The sequence below is a fragment of the Streptomyces zingiberis genome (assembly GCF_012034935.1).
Classification (GTDB): domain Bacteria; phylum Actinomycetota; class Actinomycetes; order Streptomycetales; family Streptomycetaceae; genus Streptomyces; species Streptomyces zingiberis.
In genome coordinates this window covers 22,791-47,052 of the sequence record NZ_JAATEN010000018.1, presented here as the reverse complement: position 1 = coordinate 47,052, position 24,262 = coordinate 22,791, and the positions used below count along the sequence as shown (strand labels likewise).

Here is a 24,262-nt window from a genome sequence, read left to right as displayed (position 1 = left end):
ATGCAGTTCGGACGCACCTACGAGGAGTTCGAGGTCGGCGCGGTCTACAAGCACTGGCCCGGGAAGACGGTCACCGAGTACGACGACCACCTCTTCTGCCTGCTGACCATGAACCACCACCCCCTCCACCTGGACGCCAACTACGCGGGAACGAGCACCGACTTCGGCCGGAACGTCGTGGTGGGCAACTACGTCTACTCGCTGCTGCTGGGCATGTCCGTGCCGGACGTCTCCGGCAAGGCCATCGCCAACCTGGAGATCGAGTCGCTGCGCCACGTGGCGCCCACCTTCCACGGCGACACGATCTACGGCGAGACGACCGTGCTGGACAAGACGCCCTCCCGCTCCAAGGACGACCGCGGCATCGTCCACGTCGAGACCCGCGGCCACAAGCAGGACGGGACGCTGGTCTGCGTCTTCCGGCGCAAGGTGATGGTCCCCACCGCGAAGTACACCGAGGCGCGCGGCGGCGAGCAGCCCGGCCGCCCCGAGCCCCTGCCCCAGGAGAAGTGATGAGCCGACTCGCGCAGACCCACGGCCTGACCGACGTCCAGCGGGAGGTCCTCGCCACCGTCCGGGACTTCACCGAGAAGGAGATCCTGCCGGTCGCCACCGAGCTGGAACACCGCGACGAGTACCCGGCGCGGATCGTGGCGGGCCTGAAGGAGCTCGGCCTCTTCGGCCTGATGATCCCCGAGGAGTACGGCGGCCTCGGTGAGTCGCTGCTCACCTACGCGCTGTGCGTGGAGGAGATCGCCCGCGGCTGGATGAGCGTCTCGGGCATCATCAACACCCACTTCATCGTCGCCTACATGATCAAGCAGCACGGCACCCAGGAGCAGAAGGACCACTTCCTGCCGCGGATGGCCGAGGGTGAGGTGCGCGGCGCCTTCTCCATGTCCGAGCCCGGGCTCGGCTCCGATGTGGCGGCGATCACCTCCAGGGGCGTCCGGGACGGTGACGCGTACGTCCTGGACGGCCAGAAGATGTGGCTGACCAACGGCGCCACCTCCACCCTGGTCGCCGTCCTCTGCCGCACCGACGAGGGCCTGCCCGAGGACGCCCCGGCCCACCGGTCGATGACCACCTTCCTGGTGGAGAAGGAGCCCGGCTTCGGCGAGGTCCGCCCGGGGCTCACCGTTCCCGGGAAGATCGACAAGATGGGCTACAAGGGGGTCGACACCACCGAGCTCGTCATGAACGGCCTTCGGGTACCGGCGAATCGAGTCCTCGGAGGCACCACCGGACGCGGTTTTTATCACATGATGGACGGCGTCGAGGTCGGCCGCGTCAATGTCGCCGCCCGCGGCTGCGGAGTCGCCCGGCGCGCCTTTGAGCTGGGCGTTTCCTATGCCCAGCAGCGATCGGCGTTCGGCCGGCCGATCGCGGGGCACCAGGCCATCCAGTTCCGGCTGGCCGAGATGGCTACCAAGGTCGAGGCCGCCCATGCGATGATGGTCAACGCAGCACGCAAAAAGGACTCCGGGGAACGCAACGACCTCGAAGCAGGCATGGCGAAGTATCTGGCCTCGGAGTACTGCAAAGAGGTCGTCGAGGATGCCTTCCGGATCCACGGCGGGTACGGCTTCTCGAAGGAGTACGAGATCGAGCGCCTGTACCGGGAAGCGCCGATGCTGCTGATCGGTGAAGGCACCGCCGAGATTCAGAAAATGATCATTGGCCGCCGTCTGCTGGAGGAGTACCGGATCCAGGGGTGATCACTGCCGATCCATCCCCTTCGGTGCCGGTTTCCCCCGGAGGACGACCACGGACGCTCACCCGGGGTGATCGCTGTTCGGACACCGACTCGGCCTCTGGCTTGCCCAGTTGCCGCCCGTAACCGATACCATCCCGGAAAGCCGCCGTCCCCCGTCGAACGCGGCATCATTCGCTACGAAGGTCACTCATGCCCCACAGCCAAGCCTCTGCACCAGTCGGCCGGGTCCGCCTCGCGCGCGGCGCGTCGCCGTGGCTCCTCCCGACCGTGGCCACCGCGGCCGTCAGCCTCTCCCGCTCCCGCCGCTCCGGACGCTGGGCCGCGGTCGCCGTGCCCGCCACCGCTCTGGCGGCGGGCATGCTGTGGTTCTTCCGGGACCCCGAGCGCGAGATCGGCCAGGGCAGAGTGATCTCCCCGGCCGACGGCGTGGTCCAGAGCATCATGCCGTGGAAGGACGGGCGCACCCGCGTCGCGATCTTCATGAGCCCGCTGAACGTCCACGTCAACCGCGCCCCGCTGGCGGGCACGGTGACCTCCGTCGAGCACGTCCCCGGCGGTTACGTCCCGGCGTTCAACAAGGAGAGCGAGAACAACGAGCGGGTGATCTGGCACTTCGACACCGAACTCGGTGACATCGAGATGGTGCAGATCGCCGGCGCCGTCGCCCGCCGCATCGTGCCCTACGTCCCGCGGGGCTCCAAGGTCGAGCAGGGTGAACGCATCGGCCTGATCCGCTTCGGCTCCCGCGTCGACGTCTACCTCCCCGAGGGGATCGAGCCCGGTGTCGAGGTCGGCCAGGCCACACAGGCAGGGGTGACTCGTCTTGACCTCGATTGAATCCCGATCACAGTCCGACACCGACTGGGTCCCCGACGGCACCGCCGACGAGGACGACGACATGCCGCTGTCGACGCGGCTGTCGATAGCGGACGCCCTGACCCTGGGGAACGCCACCTGTGGCTTCCTGGCGGTGTACTTCACCACCACCGGGGTGCTCATCCCGCACATCACGGGCAGCGAGGTCAGCGGCATGGCGCGGCACAGCGCCGCGACGGCCGTGATGCTGATGCTGCTCGCTTCCGTGTTCGACCTCTTCGACGGGCTGGTCGCGCGGAAGCTGCGCAGCTCGGCGATGGGCGCGGAGCTGGACAACCTCTCCGACCTGGTCAGCTTCGGCCTGGCGCCGGCGTACTTCGTCCTGGTCTGGGGCATGGTCGCGGACGACGCGCACCAGAGCATGTCGGCGGTGGCCGCGGTCGTGGTGCTGCTGGCGGTGGTGCTGCGACTGGCCCGCTTCTCCTGCGTCACCCTGCGTGACGGCATCTTCCAGGGCATGCCCTCGCCGTTCGGCGCGCTGACGGTCGTCTCGATCGTGCTGCTGGAGCTGCCGTTCCTGCCGACCCTGCTGGCGATCATCGGGGTGGCCTGGCTGATGGTGAGCCGGGTGGAGTACCCCAAGCCGCGGGGCGCCCTCGCCATCGCCATGCTCGCCTGGATCGCCGCGAGCATGGGCATGCTGGCCGCCTGGGCCTTCGACTCGCCCGGCGGGCAGCTCATGCTGCAGACGGGCTGCGCGCTCCAGGTGGTGCTGGGCGCGGTGATCCCCCTCTTCGCCACGGCGCGGCGGGTGCACACCTTCCGTGACAACCGCCGCGAGGCGCGGGCGGCCCAGCTGCCGTGACGCCCCGCGGCCTCCCCGCCGTCCCGGCAGCCCCCACGGGGCCCGGGGGGGGGGCAGGGGCCGGCCGGGGAGCCGGAACAGAACGACACGCCTGGGGGCCCGAGCGCGACGCTCGGGCCCCCAGGCGTTTCCCGTGCCGGTGACGGGGGCCGGAAGCTCGCGGCCTGCTCTGCGCGGTCCTGTACCGGCCCGCGCTGTCCTGCCGGTCACCCGTGCGGGCTCTGACCGCTCGGCCCCCGCCGGCCCCCGCCGGCCGCCGGCCGGCTCACGCTCCGGCGCCCCGGCGGCCGGCCCCGTCCGCTATCCGGCCGGGGCCAGTCGCTCCCGCGCCAGCCGTTCCCCCGTGCGGACCAGCAGCGGGCCCGCGTTCTCGATGCAGCGCGCCGGGTCCGGCTCCACGTCGGTGAGGGCGTAGACCCCGTCCAGACCGGTGGCCGCGAGCGCCGCCGCCGGCAGCGCGAGCCGGCCGCAGACGGCGACCACCGGGCGGCCCGCCGCCCGGGCCGCGGCGGCCACCCCGGCCGGCGCCTTGCCCCGCAGCGTCTGCTCGTCCAGGGAGCCCTCACCCGTGATCACCAGGGTGGCCCGGCGCAGGGCCGCCTCGAAGCCCAGGACCTCCAGCAGCACCTCGATCCCGGGCCGGAACCGTGCCCCGAGGACGGCCAGCGCGGCATACCCCACGCCGCCCGCCGCGCCGGCCCCGGGCGCCGCCGCGGCCTCGGCGGCCCGCGCCCCCAGGACCCGGTGCAGCACGGTCGCGTAGTGGACCAGGGCGAGGTCCAGGGCGCGCACGTCGTCCTCGCCGGCCCCCTTCTGCGGGCCGTAGACGGCCGCCGCGCCGTGCGGGCCGGTCAGCGGATTGTCGACATCGCTCGCGAGCAGCAGTTCCGTGTCCGCGAGCCGCGGGTCCAGGCCGGAGAAGTCGGCCACGGCGAGTTCCCGCAGCCCGCCGCCGCCGGGCGGGACGGGAGCGCCGGACGGGTCCAGGAAGCGCGCGCCGAGCGCGGCGAGCATCCCGGCGCCCCCGTCGGTGGTGGCCGAGCCGCCGACCCCGAGGACGATCTCCCGGGCTCCGTCGTCCAGGGCGGCCCGCAGCAGTTCCCCGGTGCCGAAGGTGGTGGCGGTCCGCGCGGCGAACCGCCCGGCCGGCAGATGCCGGAGCCCGGACGCCTCGGCCATCTCGATGACGGCGACGCCGTCGCGGAGCGCGTACGCGGCGGTGTGGCGCGCGCCGAGCGGACCGGTGACCCCGGTCTCGCGCCGCGTGAACCCGGCCGCCAGAGCGGCGGCGACGGTGCCGTCCCCGCCGTCCGCGACGGGCAGCGCCTCCACGGCCACCCCGGGTGCGGCCCGGTGGATGCCCTCGGTGAGATGACCGGCGACCTCCACGGCCGTGAGCGATCCCTTGAACTTGTCCGTGGCGATCAGCACGTTCGCGGCCGCTGCGGTGTCCGGCACCTGCATGCACCCCTTGTTCTGTGACGGAGGGCGGTGACGCCGTGACCCTACCCGTTCGCCGGGGCGCGGCCACCGTGCGTACCCTCGGGCGCATGAGCGGCGGCGGTGAGGGCAGGGGACGGCAGCCCCTGGTGGCGGTGTTCAGCGGGGCGGGGATCTCGACGGACTCGGGGATCCCCGACTACCGGGGGCCGGCCGGGCTGTGGCGGCGGGATCCGGAGGCGCAGAAGCTCGTCACCTACGGCTACTACATGGGCGATCCGGAGATCCGGCGCCGGTCCTGGCAGATGCGCCGGAAGAACCGCACCCTCCACGCCGAGCCGAACGCCGCGCACCGGGCCGTCGCCGGCCTGGAGCGGGCCGGGGTGCCGGTGCGCGTGATCACGCAGAACGTGGACGGGCTGCACCAGCGGGCGGGGATGCCGGAGCGCAAGGTGCTCGAACTGCACGGCAGCGCGCGGAGCGTGGTCTGCACGGGCTGCGGCGACCGCGGCCCGATGCGGGACACCCTCGCGCGGGTGGAGGCCGGTGAGGAGGACCCGCCGTGCCGGCAGTGCGGCGGGATCCTGAAGTCGGCCACGGTGATGTTCGGGGAGAGTCTCGACACGGCAGTGCTCAGTGAGGCGCTCGCCATCGCCAAGGCGTGCGAGGTGTTCGTCGCCGTCGGGACGAGCCTGCAGGTGCAGCCGGCCGCCGGGCTGGCGGGGATCGCCGCGGACCACGGGGCCCGGCTGATCATCGTCAACGCCGAGCCGACCCCGTACGACGCCCTGGCCGACGAGATCGTCCGGGAGCCCATCGGCACCGCCCTGCCGGAGCTGCTGCGCCGGCTCGGCGGTGCGGCCGGCGGCGGGCCGGCGCCGGACGGGCGTGGCTGATCGGCCCGGGGCAGAAGGACCGGCAGGCTGCCAGGCCGGGCAGGCGGGCAGACAGGGGGCGTGGCCGCCGTCGCGGACGCGCCCTCACCTGAGAAGCGCGCCGGCCGGCCGCGGCGATGAGGCACACCGGGCGTTTCGGCGCGTTGGAGTGCGTTCCGGCGTGACCCGGGAACGGCCCTGGGCCGTTCCCGGGCAGTGCGGGACGGTTCGGCGGCGGCACCTCCGGACGGATGGGCGGCCCGGTGCGTGTCGGAGCCACCCTTTGCCCCCGGCAGGGCGCCGGCCGGGGAGAACGGCCGCCGCCGATGCGACCGCGGACGGTCACCGGAGCGGCGGCCCGGCCACACGTACCCGGAGCCGGGCCGCCCGTCAGAACAGCGCCGCCGGCCCTGGCGCCGTCGCGGGAGCCGGGGTGGGGAGCGCGCCCTCCAGGGCGAGCAGCTGCCGCTTGCGGTCGAGGCCACCGCCGTAACCGGTGAGGGAGCCGCCGGCGCCGACGACACGGTGGCAGGGGACGATGATGCCGATGGGGTTCCGGCCGTTGGCGAGGCCCACCGCGCGGGAGGCGGAGGGGCGGCCGAGGCGGGCGGCGAGCTCACCGTAGCTCAGCGTGGCGCCGTAGGGGATGTCCCGCAGCGCCGACCACACCGTCTGCTGGAACGGGGTGCCGTCCAGCCGCAGCGGCAGGTCGAACTCCGGGCGCTCTCCGGCGAAGTACGCGCCGAGGAGGGGGACGACCGCCGCGAAGGGGTCGTCCCCGGGGCGCCACCGGTCGCCGAAGGTCTCCTCGGCGGGGCGGTGGCGCTGCCCGGTCATGTAGAGGCCGGAGAGGACGCCGTCGGTGGCGACCAGGGTCAGCCGGCCGACGGGGCTGTCGGTGACGGTGTGGGTCCTGCGGTGCATGCGTGGCTCTCCTCGTGGTGCGGGTGCGGCGCGGTGGCGCCCTCGGTGGTGCGGTGGGCCGGCCCGGCGGGCAGGGTCCCGGTGCGGCCGGTGCCTGGGCCGGGCTCTCCGCCGGCGCGGGCGCCGTCGCCGGCCCGCCGACGGTACGGCCTCACCTCATCCCTCCGGCATGTGGTTGATCGTGTGGTCGTCGGTCGCCCAGAGGTACTGGACGGCGTAGGCCCGCCAGGGGCGCCAGGCGGCGGCGCGGGCGGTGAGGGCGGCCGAGGTCGGGGGCAGCCCGCAGGCGCGGGCGGCGCGGCGCAGGCCGAGGTCGGTGGGGAGGAAGGCGTCGGGGTCGCCGAGCGCGCGCATCGCGATGCTCTCGACCGTCCAGGGGCCGAACCCGGGCAGGGCGGCGAGCCGCTCGCGGGCCGAGCGCCAGTCGCTGCCGGGGTCCAGGGTGAGGTCCCCGCCGGCGAGGGCGGCGACGAGCCCGGTGAGCGTGGCGCGGCGGGCGCGGGGCAGCGCCAGTTTCCCGGGGTCGAGGCCGGCGAGCGCCTCGGGGGTGGGGAACAGATGCGTGAGGCCGCCGCCGTCGGGGTCGTCCACCGGGTCTCCGTGGGCGAGGACCAGGCGGGCGGCGTGGGTGCGGGCGGCGGCCGTGGAGACCTGCTGGCCGAGCACGGCGCGGACGGCGAACTCGGCGGCGTCCACCGTGCGCGGCACGCGCCGCCCCGGCGCCCGCTCCACCAGGGGGCGCAGCACGGGGTCGGCGGCGAGCAGTTCGTCCACGGCGACGGGGTCGGCGTCCAGGTCGAGCAGGCGGCGGCAGCGGCTGATGGCGCCGGTGAGGTCGCGCGGGTCGGTGAGGGAGAGCCGGCAGGCGATGTGGCCCGGGCCGGGGCGGAGGGAGACGGTGCCGTGCCCGTAGGGGAGGCGCAGCGTGCGCCGGTAGGCGCCGTCCCGCCACTCCTCCACCCCGGGTACGGCGGTGGCGGCGAGGTGGCCGAAGAGGTTGTCCGGGGTGAGCGGGGCCCGGTACGGCAGCCGCAGGGTGAGGGTGGCCGGGGCCGGGCCGCCGCCGTCCCCGCCGGGCCGGGGCGCGGCCGGTGCGGTTCCGGACCCGGGGCCGGGAGGGCTGCCCGCGGGGAGCGTGCGGGAGGCGCGGGCGCGCAGCTCGGTGGGGGTGAGGGCGAAGACCTCCCGGACGGTCTCGTTGAACGCCCGGATGCTGGCGAACCCGGCCGCGAAGGCGATGTCGGCCATGGGCAGCGCGCTGGTCTCGATGAGCAGCCGCGCGGTCTGGGCGCGCTGCGCCCGGGCCAGGGCCAGCGGCCCGGCGCCCAGCTCGGCGCGGAGGTGCCGTTCCACCTGGCGGGTGCTGTACCCGAGACGGGCGGCGAGACCGGGGACACCCTGCCGGTCGACGACACCGTCGGCGATGAGCCGCATGGCGCGGGCGGTCAGATCCGCGCGCTCGTTCCACTGTGGCGAGCCGGGCGCGGCGTCCGGGCGGCACCGCTTGCAGCCGCGGTAGCCGGCCTGCTGGGCGGCGGCCGCGCTCGGGTAGAAGGTCATGTTCCCGGGCTTGGGCGGCACGGCCGGGCAGCTCGGCCGGCAGTAGATCCCGGTGGTGCGGACGGCGGTGAAGAACCACCCGTCGAAACGCGCGTCCCTGGACCGCACCGCCCGCAGACAGCTCTCGGTGTCGGTGTGCATGACTCCAGCATCGGTGAGAACGGGACGGCGGACCGGCGGATTTCCGACACGGCCCTCGCGACGGTCCCGCACCGGGGCCCCGGAGAGGGGCCCGCACCTCCGCCCCGGACCGGCGGATGCGCGCCGCAGGCAGGTGACACCACGGTGACGGCACCGGAACGCACGGCCCAGGTGCCCGGAGCGCCGGGCCCGTGGCTCAGCGCGCGGCCGTCCGCAGCCGGCGCCAGACGTGGCGGGCCGCGTGGTGGCCGCACATGCCGTGGACTCCGCCGCCGGGCGGGGTCGCCGAGGAGCAGAGGAAGACGGCCGGGTGGGCGGTGGTGTACGGCACCCGGGCCAGCTTGGGGCGGATCGCCGTCTGCAGGCCGTCGAAGGCGCCGCAGCCGATGTCACCGCCCACGTAGTTGGCGTTCTTCGCGGCCATCTCCGGCGGCCCGGCGGTGGCGCGGGCCAGTACCAGGTCCCGGAAGCCCGGCGCGAACCGCTCGATCTGCCGCTCGATCACCTCGGTGGCGTCGCCCGTCCAGCCGTGCGGCACGTGCCCGTACGCCCAGAAGGTGTGCTTGCCCTCGGGGGCGCGGGAGGCGTCGGCGAGGGTGGGCTGCGCGGTGAGCAGCAGCGGCACCCGCGGCGGCCGGCCGCCGGTCGCGCGCCGCAGCGCGTCCCGGATCTCCGGGTAGGTGGGGCCGATGTGGACGGTGCCGGCGCGCCGGGCCTCGGGAGCGGTCCAGGGGACGGGGCCGGAGAGCGCGTAGTCGATCTTGAAGACGCCGGGGCCGTGCCGGAAACCCCGGTAGGCGTCGCCCAGCCCCGCGATCCGGGCGAGGTCACGCGGCGCGGTGTCGAAGACGTACGCCCGCGCGGGCGGCAGTTCGTCCAGCCGCTTGACGGTGAAGCCGGTGTGCACGGTGCCGCCCATCTCCCGCAGCCAGCCGGCGAGGGCGTCGGAGATCGCCTGCGAACCGCCGCGGGCGATCGGCCAGCCCCGCTCGTGCGCGGCGAGGGCGAACATCAGCGCCACCCCGCCGGAGGCGAGGCTCGTGGGGGGCGCGATCACGTGCCCGGCGAGGCCGGCGAGCAGCGCGCGGGCCTTGCCGTCGCGGAAGCGCCGCACCAGCGCGGCGACGGGCAGCCCGGCGACCGCCATGAACCGCGCCCAGCGCAGCGGGGCCCGGGGCACGCCGAGCCACTGGGTGCGCAGGAAGTCCGCGGCGAGCGTGTCCCAGTGGCCGGTGAACGGGGCGACCAGCCGCCGGTACGCGCCCGCGTCCCGCGCCCCCAGGGAGACGGCGGTCTCCGCCACGGTGGGCGCCAGCACGGCGGCGGTGCCGTCCGCCCAGGGGTGCGCCAGGGGCAGCTCGTGGTGGACCCACTCCAGGCCGTGGCGGTCCAGCGGCATCGTGGCGAACGCGGGCGAGCCGATGCCGAGCGGATGGACGGCCGAGCAGGTGTCGTGCCGGAACCCCGGGAGCGTCAGCTCCTCGGTGGCGGCCCCGCCCCCGATCCGCTCCCGCGCCTCGTAGACGGCCACGGACATCCCGCGGCGGGCCAGTTCGACGGCGGCGGTCAGCCCGTTGGGCCCGCTCCCCACCACGACCGCATCGAGCATCGACGGCACCCCGGCCCTCCTTCGGCTTGTCCCGGCGGCTGCCAGGATAGGCAGGTGACGCGGCGTGACCGCGCCCGGTCGCCGGCGCCCCGGGCGCGGCGTCGGTCAGCGGCCGCCCTGATCCTCGCGGAACGGCAGGTCGGAGCCGCGCATCAGTTCCAGGACGCGCCGGGCGGTGCGCTCGTCGCGGGCGGCGGTGAAGGGCAGCGCGTTACCTCCGGCGAGACGGAACGGCTCACCCGACACGGTGGCGTCGAAGCCGCCGGCCTCGGCCACGAGCAGCAGCCCCGCCGCGTGGTCCCACGGGTTCTCCCAGCCGAACGCGACCGCGCCGAGCCGCCCCTGCGCCACGTGCAGGTACTCGAGCCCCGCCGAGCCGCACGGCCGTGGCACCACCCCGTCGACCACCAGCCGGGCGAACGCCCGGTCCTCCTCCAGGGAGGTGAAGTCGGGGTGCGAGGTGGCGATCTCCAGCGGCTCGCCGGGCACCGCCGGCCCGCAGCGGAGCGGCCGGCCGTCGAGGCGTGCCCCGCCGCCGCGGACGGCGACCGCCATCCGGTCCGAGGCGGGCGCGTAGGTCCAGGAAGCCAGGGACTCGCCCCGGTGGGCCAGGGTGACCAGGGTGGAGAACCCCGGATCGCCCCGGACGAACTGGCGGGTGCCGTCCACCGGGTCGACGATCCACACCGGGGCGGTGCCCTCCAGCGCGGCCAGCACCCCGGGATCGGCGGAGACCGCCTCCTCGCCGACGACCACCGACCCCGGCAGCAGCGCGGGCAGCGCCGCGGTCAGCCGCTCCTCGGCCAGCCGGTCGGCGACCGTGACGAGGTCGTGCGGCCCCGTCTTGACGTCGATCTCGTGCTCACCGAGCTGCCGGAAACGCGGCATCACCTCGGCGGCGGCAGCCTCCCGCACGGCCTCCTCGGCGGCGGCCAGCAGCTTGGTCCACTCCTCCGCGGACAGGTTGTCGATCATGCCCACCATCGAACCACGAGTGGCGGCCCCCGCGCCCGCCTCGTGCCGGGAGATGCCGCCCCCGGCCCGGGCCGCCGCCCCGGCCCGGCTCACCCCGCCGGTCAGGGCCGCCGGTCAGGGCCGCCGTTCGCTCTCCAGCACGGCCTGGGTGCGGCGCACCGCCGTCGCCAGCAGCTCCGCGCCCTCCTCCGCCTCGGCGACGGTCAGCGTCAGCGGCGGCGCGATGCGCAGGACATGCCCCTCCCGGCCGCCCCGGCCCACGAGCAGGCCCTCCTCGCGGGTGTGTTCCATCGCCAGTTCGGCGGCGCGGGGCCACGGTGCCCCGTCCGCGCCGGCGAACTCGATCCCGATCATCAGCCCCCGGCCACGGACCTCCCGTACGGCGGGCACCCCCGCGGTGACGGCCCGCAGCCGCTGGATCAGCAGCCCGCCGACCCGGCGGGCGTTGCCCTGGAGGTCGTGCTCCAGCAGATACGTCAGATTGGCGAGCGCCGCGGCCATGGTGACGGGGCTGCCGCCGAAGGTGGAGATCGAGTGGGCGCCGAGGCTGTTCATGACCTCCGCGCGGGCCACCACCCCGCCGACCGACATGCCGTTGCCGATGCCCTTGGCGAAGGTCAGTGCGTCGGGCGGGCCGGCCTCGCCGTGCGCCTGCCAGCCCCAGAAGTGGTCGCCGGTGCGGCCCCACCCGGTCTGCACCTCGTCGCTGATCCAGAGGATGCCGTGCCGGTCCAGCACCCGGCGGAACGCCGCGTACAGCCCGTCCGGCGGCGAGGTGAACCCGCCGACGCCCTGCACCGGTTCGGCGATCAGCGCGGCGACCCGGCCGTGCGCCTGCCCGAGCACGTCCTCCAGGTCGGCGATGCAGGCCCGGATGAACTCCGCGTCGGACATCGCCGCGAACGGCCCCCGGCAGCGCGTCCCGCCGTGCACGTACAGCGTCTGGAACGGCGAGTAACTCGTGGGTGACCAGGCGGAGTTGCCGGTCACGGAGACCGTGCTGAAGGAGCGTCCGTGGTAGCTGTTGCGCATCGCCAGGACCTGGTGGGAGCCCCGGTGGGCGGTGGCCAGCAGCAGAGCGGCGTCGTTGGCCTCGGTACCGGAGGTGGTGAAGAAGACCCGCGCGTCCGGGATACCGGAGAGGGCGGCCACCCGTTCGGCCAGCTCCACCATCCGGCGGTTGAGATAGAGGGTGGAGGTGTGCAGGACGCGCGCGGCCTGCCCGGCGACGGCGGCGGTCACCTCGGGCAGCGCGTGGGCCGTCATGGTGGTGAGGATGCCGCCGTAGAAGTCGAGGTAGCGGAGGCCCTCCGCGTCCCACACCCGGCGGCCCTCCCCGTGGGTGATCTCGATCGGGCAGGTGTAGGAGAGGGTCAGCCAGTCCGGCATGACCGCGCGGTGCCGGTCGTGCAGCGAGGTCCGGGGCGCGCCGTCACCGGCCCCGGGGCGGACCGCCTTGCCCTCGGCGGCGGGGAGTGCCGTGTCATCGGCGGTGGCCGGACGGGGTGCCCCCGCGGCGCCGGGTGACTCCGTGGGGCCGGACGGCGCGGCCGCACCGGACGGCACGGCCGAGGCCGCCGACGAGGAGGGAACGGTCATGGCGCGGCACCAGCTTTCGGTGTTTCCGGGCCCCCGGGGACGCGAGGCGGGCGCGGGGCCGGCGGGCGTCCGGATTCGTGGGCGTCGGAGGGTGGGCTCGGGGCGTGGGCGTGGGTTCGGGGACGGGCACCGGGGTTCCGGGGCCGGGAACTCGGAGGAACGGGGGTCGGGCCGGGCCGGAGGCGGGAGCCCCGGTCCCGGGACCGGGGCGAGGTACGCCCGGGCACGGTGACCGGCGGTCCCGGGGGCGTCTGGTCCCGGTCGGCGGCGCCGGCCGGGCTCCGCGGCGGGGAAAGCCCGGTCGGTGCCCGGCGCGGTGCGGGCCCCGTGCCTCCGGCGGGTCCCTTGCCCGGCGGGGACGGCGGTGCGGTGCCCGGGAGGAAGAGCGGGGAAGAGCGGGGAGAGAGGACGGGACGGACGGGGGACGGCGGGTTCTCCGCGCGGCTCTGCGTACGGCGCCGGGCGCCCGGGCGGTGTCCGGTGGGGAACCGGGCACGCTCGGCCACCCGGCCCGTGAGCGGCCGGACGGGGCCGCGGGAGGTGAGGGAGAACGTAGGCCGTCCTCCCGCGCCGGGGCAAGACCGCCTGGAGAGACGGAACACCCCGTGGCACACCCGTCGTCGATCCGCCACTCCACGCTCCGTTGCCCTGCCTTTGTGCCGTGTGCTTTTTTGCCGTGGTGCCGTGGTGCCGTGGTGCCGTAGTGCCGTGGTGCCGTCGTGCCGCCGTGCCCCGCCTCCGCCCGCCCACCCCCCGCACGCATCTCTGCTGTCGTGCCGTCATCCCGTGGTGCCGTCATGCCGTGTCGGGAACGCCCGGGAGGCCCGCGCCGCGCAGGACGTGGGCGAGGTTCGCGTAGCGATGCGGCGAGCGGGACGCCGCCTCCAGGAGCGGGCGGACCAGGCTTCCCGGGTCGGCCTTGGCGACCGTGGCCGCGTCCTGGTCCGTGCGCGCCCGGAGCACGCCGCCGAACAGTGCCCTGGTCTCGTCGTCGCGCCCCGCGGTGCGCAGGGCGATCGCGGTGTCCGCCACCTCGGCGGTGGGCCGGCCGGCGCACTGGGCGAGGAGCGTGCGGCAGTCGCCGGGGCGCCCCGCGTCGGCGAGCGCCCCCGCGGCCGTGGCCACGGAGGAGGGCGGCAGCGCGCCCGCCTCCCACAGCACGGTGGGCACCTCGGACGACAGGCCCGTCCGCTCCAGCGCCTCCGCCAGCAGCGGCAGCCGCGCCGGCGCCCCGGAGACGGCTTCGCACAGCAGCGCGTACGCCTCACCGTGGCGCCGGGCTCCGCGCAGCTCGCGCAGGCGTCGCGCCGTCTCGGCCGCGTGGGTGCGGGCGGAGGCGAGGGCCTCGCGCTCACGAGCGGCGCGGTCACCGTCTCCGTCGGCCTCACCGCCGCCCCCGTAGGCGCCCGCGAACCGCGCACCGCGCGGTGCCGGTGAACCGCCCGCCGCCGAGACGCCGGCGGGGGCCGCCGGCGGCGGGACGACGGCGGGGTGCGGGGCCGCGTCGATCTCCAGCCCGGCGAAGCGGGCGCCGCGGGGGCGGCCCCTCCTCCGCTCTGCCGCGGCACCGGCCGGCGGCGCGGCCGAACAGGCCCCGGCGGCCCCTGCCCCTGCTCCTGCACCCGCCCCTGCACCTGCCTCTGCACCTGCCTCTGCACCTGCACCGGTCTCCGCGCCGGGGACCGCTCGCAGGGCCACCCCGGCGGTGGCTGCGGTTTCGGCCCCGGCCCCGGCTTCGGCAAGGGCCCCGGCTTCGGTTCCGGACGTGACCTCGGCTCCGGCCGGGGCACCGGTCCCGGCCGGGGCCTCGGCCGCGGTCCCGGGCATGGCCGCCGTCCCGGGGCGGGGCTCGGCAGCGGAGACCGGTGCGGGGTCTACGGGACGGGGCGGCGTATCCGCCGCCTCACGGGCCCGGTACGGAGGCACGTCCCGGAATGTGTCACGGGGCCGGGCGTCACGCCCCTCCTTCTCCGGGTCACCGGGCCCGCGCCCGCGCCCAGGAGCGGTCCCGGACGGGGTGTCGCGCTCTGCCGTGGCCCCGGGCACAGAGGCCACCGGACCGGGCACGGGGTCCACCGGATCGCGCCCGGGGTCCACCGGATCGCGCGGGGAGTCCACCGGAGCGGGCACGGGGGCGGCTCGGGGCACGGCCCCGGGTCCGTCCGCCGTCCCGCACCCGGCCCCCGCCGCCCCCTGTGGTGCGGGCGCCGGGCCCGGGGCGCCCGGGGTGACCCACGCGTCCATGACCTCCAGGGCGCCGAGCCGGGCGCGGTACTCGGCGCAGCGGGCCGAGGCGCGGCCCAGGTCGTCGTCCGCCCAGGCGAGTTCCGCGGCGAGGCGGGCGCGCTCGGCGGGGGCCCGCTCCACCGCACGGGCCGCCGCGAGCCTCCGTCGCGCCACCATCGCGAACCGCCGTTCGCGGTACGCCGCGGCCAGGCGCTCCAGCAGCTCGCTCCGGCCGTCGGGCCGGGCGTCGTGCACCGCGGTGGCCGCCCGGTAGGCGACGCGCAGCCGCGTGTACGCCCCGTCGGCGGCTTCTGCGCCGTAGAACGCCGCGACATCCTGGAGCAGCGCCTCGGTCACGTCCCACGGCAGCAGCGCGCGGCCGTCGGCGCAGGCGGCGAGGGCTTCGGGGTCGCGCCGCAGAAAGACCCCGTACCAGCCGCTCTCCGGGTCCAGCGCGCCGGTCACATCGGCGATCAGCCGCCCGAACTCGCCCAGGCCGGGCGAGGGTTGGGGTTGCCCGACCTCCACCACCGCCTCCCTCCGGGCCACGGGCGGTGCCGCGGCCTCCGTCGGCATCGGTGGCATTGGACACCCCGTGTGTTACGCGCGGGGTGGCCGCGAGGCTACGGACGTTTTTCCTCCGGATGCGCGGACGGGTGGCCGCAGGGCCGGGCGGACGGGGACCGGCCCCCGTCCGCCCCTCCCGGCCGTCGGCTGCTCCGCCGGGCGCCCGTGCGTCCGTTCCCCCTTCTCCCCTGGCTTCTCCCCTCGCCTCCGGCCGGCGGCACCGCTCCCCCGTCAGCGGCCGTGCCCGTGCCCGGGCGCCCCGCCGTCCAGCGCCATCGCGGAGCCGCCGCCGCGCCGTTCGGTCTCGGCCGCGGCGAGCCACTTCCCCCCGGGCAGCCGCTGCACTCCCGTGACCGCGCCGATCTCCGGGGTGCGGGTGAAGCGGTGGCCGAGGGCTTCCAGCCGCTGCCGCGCGGGATCGTCCCAGAGTCCGGGTTCCATCTGGGTGGTCTCGGTGTTGCGCTGGCTGACGCGCGGCGCCGCGATGGCGTCGGCCAGCGGCATTCCCCGGTCCAGATGGTTGGTCAGGGTCTGCAGCACGGTGGTGATGATGGTGGAGCCGCCGGGCGAGCCCAGTGCCACCACCGGCCGGCGCTGCTCGTCCAGGACGATCGTCGGGGACATCGAGGAGCGCGGCCGCTTGCCCGGGCCGGGCAGGTTGGGGTCGGGGACACCGGCCGCGGCGGGCGTGAAGGAGAAGTCCGTCAGCTCGTTGTTGAGGAGGAAGCCGCGGCCGGGGACGGTGATGCCGCTGCCCCCGGTCTGCTCGATGGTGAGCGTGTAGGCGACGACGTTGCCCCAGCGGTCGGCCGTGGTCAGATGGGTGGTGGACTCGCCCTCGTAAGGGGTGGGCGCCGGGGCGCCGGAGGTACCGCAGGCGGCCGGGTTCCGGGGATCGCCGGGCGCCACCGGGCTGGTGAGCGCCGCGTCCTCGCGGATCAGGCAGGCGCGGGAGTCGGCGAACCGCTGGGACACCAGCTCGCGGGCCGGCACGTCGTTGAACGCCGGGTCGCCGACCCAGCGGCCGCGGTCGGCGAAGGCGAGCCGGCTCGCCTCGATCAGCCGGTGCAGATGGCCGGCGCCGCCGTCGCGAGCGGTGCCGCCGGCGCTCCGCGGGCCGTCGGCCGCACCGGTTCGGTGCTCGCCGGCGGTGCGGCGCGGGCCCGTGCTCTCCAGGATGTTGAGCGCCTCGGCGACCGTGGTGCCGCCCGAGGAGGACGGCGCCATCCCGTGCACGTCCAGCCCCCGGTAGGAGGTGGCGACGGACGCCTGCCGCTTGGTGCGGTAGTCCCGCAGGTCGGCGGTGGTCAGATCACCTGGGCGGGGGGTGCGGCCGGCGCCGGCGCGGACCGGGGGACGGCGCACGGTGCCGACGATGTCCCGGGCCAGTTCGCCCTGGTACAGCGCCCGGCCGCCACCGCGCGCCAGCAGCTCGTAGGTGCGGGCGAGATCGGGATTGCGAAGGGTGGAGCCGACGGCGGGCGGTTCCCCGCCCGGCAGGAACAGCTCGGCGGAGGCCGGGAAGTCCCGGAAGCGGTCGGCGTTGTCGGCGGTCTGCTGCCGAAACGTCTCGTCGACGGTGAAGCCCTGCCGAGCGATGCGCTGGGCGGGACGCAGCACCTCGCGCAGGGACTTGCTGCCCCAGGCGCTCAGTGCGGCGTCCCAGGTGGCGGGCGTCCCCGGGGTGCCGACGGAGAGCCCGCTGGTGACGGCCTCGTCGAAGGGGATCGGCTTGCCGTCCTCGCCGAGGAAGAGGCGTTCGTCGGCGGTGCGCGGCGCGGTCTCGCGGCCGTCGATCGTGCGCACCGTACGGTGCTTCGCGTCGTAGTGGACGAAGTAGCCTCCGCCGCCGACACCCGCCGAGTACGGCTCGGTGACGCCGAGGGCGGCGGCGGTCGCCACGGCCGCGTCCACGGCGTTGCCGCCGCGCCGCAGGATCTCCAGGCCCGCGGCCGAGGCGTCCGCGTCGACGCTGGAGACGGCGCCGCCGCGGCCCACCGCCACGGGTGTCTTGGGAGGCGGCGCCCCGACGGGTGGCGCGGTACCGGGCCCGGCCGTACCGGCCGCGGCGGGTACGGCGCCGGGATGCCGCGGAGCCGCCGGCGGGGCGGCGGCCGTGAGGGACAGCACGGCGGCGACGGCGGTGAGCAGCGACAGGCTCCGTACGGCGGGACGGGTCATGCGGACCTCCATCGGCACGGCGGCGCGGGGCACGGCGGCGGGCCGGCGGGCCGGCGCAGGCACGAGGCCCTCACCCACCCGCGCGACCTCAACGGCGCTCCCCCGAAGGGTGGTTCGCGGCAGCCTAACCGCGTGGCGCCACCGCCGTCAGTACGCCACGCGCGGGCACGGTGGCGCCGTCCCCGCGCCCGGCCGGGGCCGCGCAGGGCCGCCGGCTCCGTCTCACGGCGTCGCCGACCGGAGGGGGCCGCGGGCCTCCCCGCCCTCGCGCGCCCTCACCCCTCTCGAACAGAAGTGCCCGGCCCCGCTACGATCCCCCGGCATGAACGACGACGTGCGCAACCTGGTCCTCGGGGTGTTCGGCACCGGCGTCAGCGCCTCCCTCGGCTGGCTGGCCCGGACCTATCTGTGGCGCCGCGGTCTCCGCCGCAAGCAGCGCTTCTTCGGGCTGCCGACGAACGCCGAGTGCCTGCTGGTCGTCAACCGCTCGGCGGGGGCGAGCGACTGGACGGTCGCCCGCCGCGACGTCTTCGCCCTGCTGGAACTGGCGGCGCTCATCAAGGACTGCGAGGCCCACGCGCAGATCGTCCCCCATGACGCCGCCCAGCAGGGCTTCGGCGAACGGACGGAGTTCTGCATCGGCGGCCCGGTCTCGAACCACCGGATGGCCGCCCACCTGTTCTCGATGCTGCCGGGCGTCCAGGTCACCACCGATCCCGAACCGGGCCCGGACCGCGGCATGTTCCGGATCGGCACCGAGCAGTACCGCTGGGAGCCGGGCCGCACCGAGTACGTCCTCGTGGCGCGGCTCACCGCCGGGGAGGGGAAGCGGCCGGTGTTCCTCGCCAGCGGCCAGCACTCGATCGCCAACCAGGCGGCCGTCCGCTATCTGGCGCGCCATCACACCCGGCTGGCCCGCACGCACGGCGACCGCACCTTCGTCCTGCTGCTGAAAGTGGTCAACTCCCAGGCGTACGGCCCGGACCTGGTGGAGCTCGTCGCGGACGTCACCGAGGCCGCGACCTCCCCCGCCCCGGCCCCGCCGGGCCCCCGCACCGCCCGCCGCGCGGCGAGCGGCACCTGAGCACGGCCGGCGCCACCCCGCGGGCCGGGGGACGGGCTCGCACCGTCCCCGGCGCCACCGGCGGGCCACCGCCATCGTTACCGACGCTTGACCGACCGGACCATTACCCGCGGTAAGACGCAGAGGTTACCGTCGGGTCACTTCCGCACGTCCGCGTGCCGGTCCCCACCCGCCCGGCACCGATGTCAGGAGCTGACCCCCATGGGACACCCTCGCCGTAAGCCCCTGCGTGCCTCCACCGCCGGCCTGGCCTCGGCCACCGTGCTCGCCTCCACCGCCCTCGGGCTCGCCCCCGCGTCCGCCGCGCAGGCGGCCGGGGCCGCCGCCCCCGCAGCCGCCCCCGCATCCACCGCGGTCAGCGCGGTCACCGTCGCCGGCGATCCCGGCGGTACGGCCGCCGCGCCCGCGGTCTCCCCGGCCACCGCCTCCGCCCCCACATCCGCATCCGCCTCCGTCCGCTTCGTCCGGATCCCCGGGCACGGCGGGACCGAGCTCGCCGCCAACGTCGTCACGCCCTCGGGCCACGACGGGTCCCGGCGGCTGCCCCTCGTCGTCCTGCCCACGAGCTGGGCGGTGCCCCAGGTCGAGTACCTGGCGCAGGCCCGGAAACTGGCGGACACCGGCTATGTGGTGCTGAGCTACAACTCCCGGGGCTTCTGGCAGTCGGGGGGCGAGATCGAGGTCGCGGGGGCCGAGGATCTCGGGGACGCCTCCGCCGTCATCGACTGGGCCCTGGCCCACACGCCCGCCGACCCCGGCGCGATCGGCATGGCCGGGGTGTCCTACGGAGCCGGCATCAGCCTGCTGGCCGCCGCGTTCGACGACCGGATCAAGGCCGTCGCCGCGCTGAGCGGCTGGGCCGATCTGGTCGGCGCCATCTACAGCGGCCGGACCCAGCACCTCCAGGCGGCGGCGATGCTCACCGGCGCCGGCCATCTGACCGGCCGCCCCGGGGACGAACTCACCGCCGTGCTGGACGGCTTCTTCTCCTCGGACCTCTCCCGCGAGGCGGCCATGATCGAGTGGGGGCGGACACGCTCACCCGCCACCTACGCCGACCGGATCAACGCCAACGGTGCCGCGATCATGCTCGGCAACGCCTGGGGTGACTCGATCTTCCCACCCAACCAGTACGCCGACTTCTTCGAGCGGCTGACGGTGGACAAGCGCCTGGAATTCCGGCCCGGCGACCACGCCACCCCCGAGGCGGGCGGCCTGCTCGGACTGGACAACGACACCTGGACCAGCACCCGCCGCTGGCTGGACCACCACCTGAAAGGCGAGGCCAACGGGGTCGACCGCGAGGCGCCGGTGCGTCTCGTCTCCCGCTCGGGCGGCGGTGACGAGAGCTACCCGGACTGGAAGTCCGTCGCCGCGAAGACGGAGCGCGTCCCGCTGAGCGCGACCCGGGAGATCAACACCAACCTGGACTCCGGGGCCAACGGCGGAACGGTCCTGCTCTCCGGCGCGCTCGACCAGTTCCTCAAGCTGCCGCCAGCGGTCTCCGTCCCGCTGCTGCCCCGCTCCCTCGCCGCCGTCTGGCAGTCGGAGCGCTACCGCGCCGAACGCCGCATCCGGGGCGCCGTGACCCTGCACACCACGGTGACGGGGAACAAGTCCAGCGGCACGGCCGTCGCCCACCTCTACGACGTGGGCCCGCTGGGCGTCGGCCGGCTCGTCACCCACGCGCCCGTCACCTTCCACGACCGCACGCCCGGCGTCCCGTTCCCGGTGGACCTGGAGCTGTACGCCACGGCGTACGACGTGCCGGCGGGCCACCGGCTGGCCCTCGTGATCGACTCCGTGGACCCCCTCTACGCCGAGCACAACCCCAGCGGCGCCCGCCTCACCTTCTCCTCCCCCGCGGGCGACCCGTCCCATGTCTCGGTGCCGTTCCGGGAGTGACCGGGCGGTGGGAGAAACGGCCGCCACGGGAGGGAAGGGCGGCAGACCGGCGCCGGGGCCGGTGCGCGGTGGCCGCGCCGCGTACCGACCCGGACGGACGGCGGACCGGGGCGGCCGGCGCGCCCGCCCGGGCGGCGCGGTCCGCTCAGGTCTCCGCCGCCTCCGCGTAGAGCTGCGACAGTTCCGGCACCCCGGTCGCCGCCCAGTCCGTCCCGGCGCGGACCACGTCCAGCTCGCGGCCCGACGGCAGCCGCACCATCGGCCCCACGTCCGGCCACAGATGCCAGCGGGCACCGGGCACCGTGCGGACCAGGACCGTTCCGAGGTAGAGACCGGCGTCATTGCCCAGCTGGGAGAGTTCCTCGGGATCCTCGCGCCAGCGCGGCGGGATCTGGTCCAGCGCGGACAGGGAGCCGGGGCTGCCGTCGAGCCCGACACCGGCCGCCTCCGCCCGGGCCCGCAACAGCTCGCACTCCGCGAGGAGTTCGTCCAGCCCGTCGCCGCCCTCGCCCACCTGGCCGGCGGCCCGGCCGCCGTCGTCCCCGTCCCCGTTCCCGCTGCCGGTCCCCGAGCTCACCCCGGGGCCCCGTAACGCCGTTCCGCCGCCGGTCTCCCGGCGCCTGCGCCATCCGGCAAGAAAAGGGATGTCCATACCAATCAGCGTGACACCCGCCGTCACCCGCCCGCTACACGGCGCGCGGTCTCCGTCTGGCCGATTGTTCGCACCGATGTCATCCTGGTCTCCCCGGGGCGTCACCCGGTCCCTGTCCCATGGCTGCCACGCGTCCACACGCCCGCCTCCGGGAGGACCGGTGCGGGCGCCGTGACCGCTGCCGTCATCCCTGCCGCCGCCCATGCCGCCGCTCCTGCCGCCGTCGCCGCCGTGCCTGCCGTTGCCGTCCTGTGGTGCCGTACCCGCCGTCGCCGCCCTCGCGGGGGCACCGGTCTCCCCACGATCACCGTCGACGTCACCGCGGTACGCCTCACCGCCGCCCCGGCGCCGTCCCGCCGCCGTAGTTCTCACCGCCGCCGAGCAGATGGGGTTGGTCATCGATGCCGAGGTCACGGGGAAGCCGTGCCGCACGTCTGGGACGCTGGGGAACGGTGCTGGCCACCTCGCTCTCCCTGACCGCGCTGGGCACCCCCGCACTGGCGGCGGCGACGGGCCCGTCCCCGGCCGGCGGCCCTCCCCGCCCCCTCCATCAGCTGTTCGACAACCGGGCGGTCAGCGAGGACGCGGACCCGGCGGGCGCGGATTTCGACGGCTCCGGGAACTCCCTCTCCTCAGGCGCCCTGCGGGCCGCCGGCTGGACGCCGGGACGTGTCCTCGGCCTGGACGCGGCCCGGCTGACCTGGCCGCACTCGGCACCGGGCCGGCCGGACAACGTCCGGGCCGACGGCCAGTCCGTCCGGCTCACCGGCGGCGGGGCGATCACCTTCCTGGTGGCCGCCACGGGTGGGGAGGCGAGCGGCACCGGCGTCATCCGCTACCGCGACGGCTCCCGCAGCACCTACACCCTCACCGCCCCCGACTGGCGGGAGGGTCCGGCCGCCACCCGCGCCCTCACCCTGCCGCGCGTCAACACGCCCGACGGCCCGCTGGCCGCGAAAGCCCGGCTGTACGCGGTGACCGTCCCCGCCGCGCGCGGCCGGGCCGTCTCCTCGCTCACCCTCCCCCGGGACCCCGGGCCGCGGACGGATCTGCACGTGTTCGCCGTGTCGGCGCGCACCCCGGACACGGACTGGACGGGGAGCTGGTCCCGGGCCGTCGGCGGTTACACCGAGGTCGGCCCGTGGACCGACCGGACGCTGCGGCTGGTGGTGCACGCCGGCGCGGGCGGGCCCCGGGTCCGGGTGCGGCTGGACAACACCTTCGCGGACCGGCCGGTGCGGATCGGCGCCGCGTCGGTCGCGCTCCAGCGGGACGGCGCCGAGCCTCAGGGCGCCCCGGTGCCGCTCACCTTCGGCGGTCACCGCGGGACGGAGATCCCGGCGGGCACCCAGCAGTGGAGCGACCCCCTCCCGTTCCCCGTCTCCGGGGGGACGAACCTGCTGGTCAGCTTCCATCTGCCGGAGACGGTGACGGCGGCCCCGGTGCACAGCAAGGCGCTACAGCGTTCCTACCTCAGCGCCCAGCACAGCGGGGACCGCACCGGCGACACCGACGCCGGGGCCTGGACCGGCTCACTCACCACCTACCCCTTCCTCACCGGCGTGGACGTGGGCGGCGGCGCCGGATCCGTGGTCACACTCGGCGACTCCATCACCGACGGCAACCACTCGACGGAGGACGCCAACCGCCGCTGGCCCGACGTCCTCGCCGAACGGCTCCGGCAGCAGGCGGAGGTGGACCGGTACGGGGTGCTCAACCAGGGTCTCTCGGCGAACCGGATCGTCACCGACCGCTACCCCGGCGAGGGCGTCGACACGGACACCGCGGGGACGAGCGCCCAGCACCGGCTGGAACGGGACGTGTTCGCCCAGACGAACGTCCGCGCCCTGCTCGTCTTCGAGGGCATCAACGACGTCCGCTGGAAGACCCCGCCGGAGGAGGTCGTCGACGGGCTGCGGGCCATCGCCGAGCGCTCGCGCGCCCGGGGCGTGCGCACCGTCGCCATGACGCTGACCCCGTGCGGCGGCTACCCGGACTGCACCCCCGAGGTGGAGGCGCGGCGCACCGCCGTCAACACCTATCTGCGGGAGCACGGCACCCGGGCGGACGGCGGCCCGTTCGACGCCCTGGTCGACGCCGACCGGGCCCTGGCCGACCCGGAGCACCCCGAGCGGATGCTGCCCGCCTACGACAGCGGTGACGGACTGCACCCCGGCGACGCGGGGCTGCGGGCGCTGGCCGAGGCCGTCGACCTGCGGCTGCTGGCGGGCGGGGGCCACCGCTGAGACCCGCGCCGCCCCCGGACGGGGGTCCACCGGCCGGCACCCGCCGCCGGCTCGCTCAGACGTCCAGGTCCACCACGACCGGGGCGTGGTCCGAGGCGCCCTTGCCCTTGCGCTCCTCGCGGTCGACGTAGGCGTCCGCGACCCCGGCGGCGAAGGCCGCGTTGCCGTAGACGAGATCGATCCGCATCCCCCGGTTCTTGGGGAAGCAGAGCTGGCGGTAGTCCCAGTAGGTGTACGGGTGGTCGTACTTGAGCGGGCGGGGCACCACGTCCGTCAGCCCCGTCCCGCGCAGGGCGGCCAGCGCCGCGCGCTCCTCGCCGGTGACGTGCGTGGCGCCCTCGAAGAGGGAGCGGTCCCAGACGTCCTCGTCGGTGGGGGCGACGTTGTAGTCACCGAGGACCGCGAACGGGCGCTCCCCCGCGGCGTCCTCCGCGACGGCCTCGCGCAGCGCCTCCAGCCAGCCCAGCTTGTAGGCGTAGTGGGGGTGGCCGACCTCGCGGCCGTTGGGGACGTAGACCGACCGGACGCGCACCGGGCCGCAGGTGGCCGCTATGGCGCGCGGCTCCGTACGGCCGTCGTACCCCGGGTCCGCGGGCAGGCCCGGGGCGACGTCGTCCAGGCCCACCCGGGAGACCACGGCGACGCCGTTCCACCGGCCGTCCGCGAGGACCGCGGAGTCGTACCCCAGCTCCCGCAGCGCCTCACGCGGGAACTGCTCGTCGGTGCACTTGGTCTCCTGGAGGCACAGCACGTCCGTCCCGCTGCCCTCCAGCCAGGCCAGCACCCGCGGCAGCCGGGCGGTGATCGAATTGACGTTCCAGGTGGCGATGCGCATGGCCCGAATCTACCCGCCGCCACGGACAGCCCGTGCCCGCCCGCG

The 24,262-nt window shown here is 75.8% G+C and carries 19 protein-coding genes; 8 read left to right on the top strand and 11 right to left on the bottom strand.

Annotated features, from left to right (window positions below; genetic code table 11):
* The 4 genes from HCK00_RS20395 to pssA all read left to right on the top strand — a co-directional run bounded on the left by HCK00_RS20395 (position 1) and on the right by pssA (position 3,398).
* Positions 1–513 carry a MaoC family dehydratase gene (locus HCK00_RS20395; RefSeq protein ID WP_168103465.1) on the top strand — a complete coding sequence of 171 codons (513 nt, stop codon included), beginning with the start codon at positions 1–3 and terminating at the stop codon, positions 511–513.
* Positions 513–1,718, top strand: a complete 1,206-nt coding sequence (locus HCK00_RS20390) for an acyl-CoA dehydrogenase family protein (protein WP_168103464.1) — start codon at positions 513–515, stop codon at positions 1,716–1,718. Before HCK00_RS20395 ends, HCK00_RS20390 begins: the two co-directional genes overlap by 1 nt.
* A 188-nt stretch (positions 1,719–1,906) precedes the next feature.
* Positions 1,907–2,554, top strand: coding sequence for a phosphatidylserine decarboxylase (locus HCK00_RS20385; RefSeq protein WP_168103463.1), 648 nt, complete (start codon positions 1,907–1,909; stop codon positions 2,552–2,554).
* 61 nt (positions 2,555–2,615) lie between these two features.
* Complete coding sequence (gene pssA / locus HCK00_RS20380; RefSeq protein WP_206320664.1) at positions 2,616–3,398, top strand: CDP-diacylglycerol--serine O-phosphatidyltransferase; 783 nt, start codon at positions 2,616–2,618, stop codon at positions 3,396–3,398.
* A gap of 300 nt (positions 3,399–3,698) precedes the next feature.
* Here the strand turns inward: pssA and HCK00_RS20375 are convergent, their stop codons facing one another.
* Entirely contained in the window at positions 3,699–4,862 is a 1,164-nt protein-coding gene (locus HCK00_RS20375) for a glycerate kinase (RefSeq protein ID WP_168103461.1), read from the bottom strand.
* A gap of 86 nt (positions 4,863–4,948) precedes the next feature.
* Here HCK00_RS20375 and HCK00_RS20370 point away from each other — a divergent pair, with 86 nt between their 5' ends.
* On the top strand, positions 4,949–5,734 hold the full coding sequence (locus tag HCK00_RS20370) for an SIR2 family NAD-dependent protein deacylase (protein WP_168103460.1): 786 nt from the start codon (positions 4,949–4,951) through the stop codon (positions 5,732–5,734).
* 369 nt (positions 5,735–6,103) lie between these two features.
* Here the strand turns inward: HCK00_RS20370 and HCK00_RS20365 are convergent, their stop codons facing one another.
* The 7 genes from HCK00_RS20365 to HCK00_RS20335 form a co-directional block, all read right to left on the bottom strand.
* The gene (locus HCK00_RS20365) at positions 6,104–6,637 is read right to left on the bottom strand and encodes a methylated-DNA--[protein]-cysteine S-methyltransferase (protein WP_168103459.1); all 534 of its coding nucleotides are present in this window, start codon (positions 6,635–6,637) and stop codon (positions 6,104–6,106) included.
* Positions 6,638–6,793: 156 nt separating this feature from the next.
* Positions 6,794–8,338 carry an AlkA N-terminal domain-containing protein gene (locus HCK00_RS20360; protein ID WP_168103458.1) on the bottom strand — a complete coding sequence of 515 codons (1,545 nt, stop codon included), beginning with the start codon at positions 8,336–8,338 and terminating at the stop codon, positions 6,794–6,796.
* 196 nt (positions 8,339–8,534) lie between these two features.
* The gene (locus tag HCK00_RS20355) at positions 8,535–9,956 is read right to left on the bottom strand and encodes a phytoene desaturase family protein (protein WP_168103457.1); all 1,422 of its coding nucleotides are present in this window, start codon (positions 9,954–9,956) and stop codon (positions 8,535–8,537) included.
* 96 nt (positions 9,957–10,052) lie between these two features.
* On the bottom strand, positions 10,053–10,922 hold the full coding sequence (locus HCK00_RS20350; RefSeq protein ID WP_168103456.1) for an inositol monophosphatase family protein: 870 nt from the start codon (positions 10,920–10,922) through the stop codon (positions 10,053–10,055).
* A gap of 114 nt (positions 10,923–11,036) precedes the next feature.
* Positions 11,037–12,311 (bottom strand): aspartate aminotransferase family protein, encoded by a 1,275-nt coding sequence (locus HCK00_RS20345; RefSeq protein WP_168103535.1) that lies wholly within the window; start codon positions 12,309–12,311, stop codon positions 11,037–11,039.
* Between the two features lie 1,005 nt (positions 12,312–13,316).
* Positions 13,317–15,323 (bottom strand): hypothetical protein, encoded by a 2,007-nt coding sequence (locus HCK00_RS20340; protein WP_168103455.1) that lies wholly within the window; start codon positions 15,321–15,323, stop codon positions 13,317–13,319.
* 222 nt (positions 15,324–15,545) lie between these two features.
* Positions 15,546–17,495 carry a gamma-glutamyltransferase family protein gene (locus tag HCK00_RS20335; RefSeq protein WP_168103454.1) on the bottom strand — a complete coding sequence of 650 codons (1,950 nt, stop codon included), beginning with the start codon at positions 17,493–17,495 and terminating at the stop codon, positions 15,546–15,548.
* 322 nt (positions 17,496–17,817) lie between these two features.
* Here HCK00_RS20335 and HCK00_RS20330 point away from each other — a divergent pair, with 322 nt between their 5' ends.
* Together HCK00_RS20330 and HCK00_RS20325 are read left to right on the top strand one after the other, a co-directional pair.
* Positions 17,818–18,579 (top strand): hypothetical protein, encoded by a 762-nt coding sequence (locus HCK00_RS20330; protein WP_168103453.1) that lies wholly within the window; start codon positions 17,818–17,820, stop codon positions 18,577–18,579.
* Positions 18,580–18,780: 201 nt separating this feature from the next.
* Positions 18,781–20,484, top strand: coding sequence for an alpha/beta fold hydrolase (locus tag HCK00_RS20325; RefSeq protein WP_168103452.1), 1,704 nt, complete (start codon positions 18,781–18,783; stop codon positions 20,482–20,484).
* A 145-nt stretch (positions 20,485–20,629) separates the two neighbouring features.
* Here the strand turns inward: HCK00_RS20325 and HCK00_RS20320 are convergent, their stop codons facing one another.
* Both HCK00_RS20320 and HCK00_RS28215 read right to left on the bottom strand, forming a co-directional pair.
* Complete coding sequence (locus tag HCK00_RS20320; protein ID WP_168103451.1) at positions 20,630–21,136, bottom strand: DUF6278 family protein; 507 nt, start codon at positions 21,134–21,136, stop codon at positions 20,630–20,632.
* A gap of 331 nt (positions 21,137–21,467) precedes the next feature.
* Complete coding sequence (locus HCK00_RS28215) at positions 21,468–21,599, bottom strand: hypothetical protein (RefSeq protein ID WP_277348272.1); 132 nt, start codon at positions 21,597–21,599, stop codon at positions 21,468–21,470.
* On the opposite strand from HCK00_RS28215, the gene HCK00_RS20315 reads away from it, so the two are divergent.
* Positions 21,538–23,382, top strand: a complete 1,845-nt coding sequence (locus tag HCK00_RS20315; RefSeq protein WP_168103450.1) for an SGNH/GDSL hydrolase family protein — start codon at positions 21,538–21,540, stop codon at positions 23,380–23,382. The genes HCK00_RS28215 and HCK00_RS20315 overlap by 62 nt on opposite strands.
* A gap of 55 nt (positions 23,383–23,437) precedes the next feature.
* Here HCK00_RS20315 and HCK00_RS20310 read toward each other — a convergent pair whose 3' ends face one another.
* Positions 23,438–24,217 carry an exodeoxyribonuclease III gene (locus tag HCK00_RS20310; protein WP_168103449.1) on the bottom strand — a complete coding sequence of 260 codons (780 nt, stop codon included), beginning with the start codon at positions 24,215–24,217 and terminating at the stop codon, positions 23,438–23,440.
* Positions 24,218–24,262 lie beyond the last annotated feature (45 nt).

Coding starts and splice junctions, on each gene's coding strand:
- HCK00_RS20395 (WP_168103465.1), top strand. CDS start 1: ATGCAGTTCGGACGCACCTACGAGGAGTTCGAGGTCGGCGCGGTCTAC.
- HCK00_RS20390 (WP_168103464.1), top strand. CDS start 513: ATGAGCCGACTCGCGCAGACCCACGGCCTGACCGACGTCCAGCGGGAG.
- HCK00_RS20385 (WP_168103463.1), top strand. CDS start 1,907: ATGCCCCACAGCCAAGCCTCTGCACCAGTCGGCCGGGTCCGCCTCGCG.
- pssA (WP_206320664.1), top strand. CDS start 2,616: ATGCCGCTGTCGACGCGGCTGTCGATAGCGGACGCCCTGACCCTGGGG.
- HCK00_RS20375 (WP_168103461.1), bottom strand. CDS start 4,862: ATGCAGGTGCCGGACACCGCAGCGGCCGCGAACGTGCTGATCGCCACG.
- HCK00_RS20370 (WP_168103460.1), top strand. CDS start 4,949: ATGAGCGGCGGCGGTGAGGGCAGGGGACGGCAGCCCCTGGTGGCGGTG.
- HCK00_RS20365 (WP_168103459.1), bottom strand. CDS start 6,637: ATGCACCGCAGGACCCACACCGTCACCGACAGCCCCGTCGGCCGGCTG.
- HCK00_RS20360 (WP_168103458.1), bottom strand. CDS start 8,338: ATGCACACCGACACCGAGAGCTGTCTGCGGGCGGTGCGGTCCAGGGAC.
- HCK00_RS20350 (WP_168103456.1), bottom strand. CDS start 10,922: ATGATCGACAACCTGTCCGCGGAGGAGTGGACCAAGCTGCTGGCCGCC.
- HCK00_RS20345 (WP_168103535.1), bottom strand. CDS start 12,311: ATGCCGGACTGGCTGACCCTCTCCTACACCTGCCCGATCGAGATCACC.
- HCK00_RS20340 (WP_168103455.1), bottom strand. CDS start 15,323: ATGCCGACGGAGGCCGCGGCACCGCCCGTGGCCCGGAGGGAGGCGGTG.
- HCK00_RS20335 (WP_168103454.1), bottom strand. CDS start 17,495: ATGACCCGTCCCGCCGTACGGAGCCTGTCGCTGCTCACCGCCGTCGCC.
- HCK00_RS20330 (WP_168103453.1), top strand. CDS start 17,818: ATGAACGACGACGTGCGCAACCTGGTCCTCGGGGTGTTCGGCACCGGC.
- HCK00_RS20325 (WP_168103452.1), top strand. CDS start 18,781: ATGGGACACCCTCGCCGTAAGCCCCTGCGTGCCTCCACCGCCGGCCTG.
- HCK00_RS20320 (WP_168103451.1), bottom strand. CDS start 21,136: ATGGACATCCCTTTTCTTGCCGGATGGCGCAGGCGCCGGGAGACCGGC.
- HCK00_RS20315 (WP_168103450.1), top strand. CDS start 21,538: ATGCCGAGGTCACGGGGAAGCCGTGCCGCACGTCTGGGACGCTGGGGA.
- HCK00_RS20310 (WP_168103449.1), bottom strand. CDS start 24,217: ATGCGCATCGCCACCTGGAACGTCAATTCGATCACCGCCCGGCTGCCG.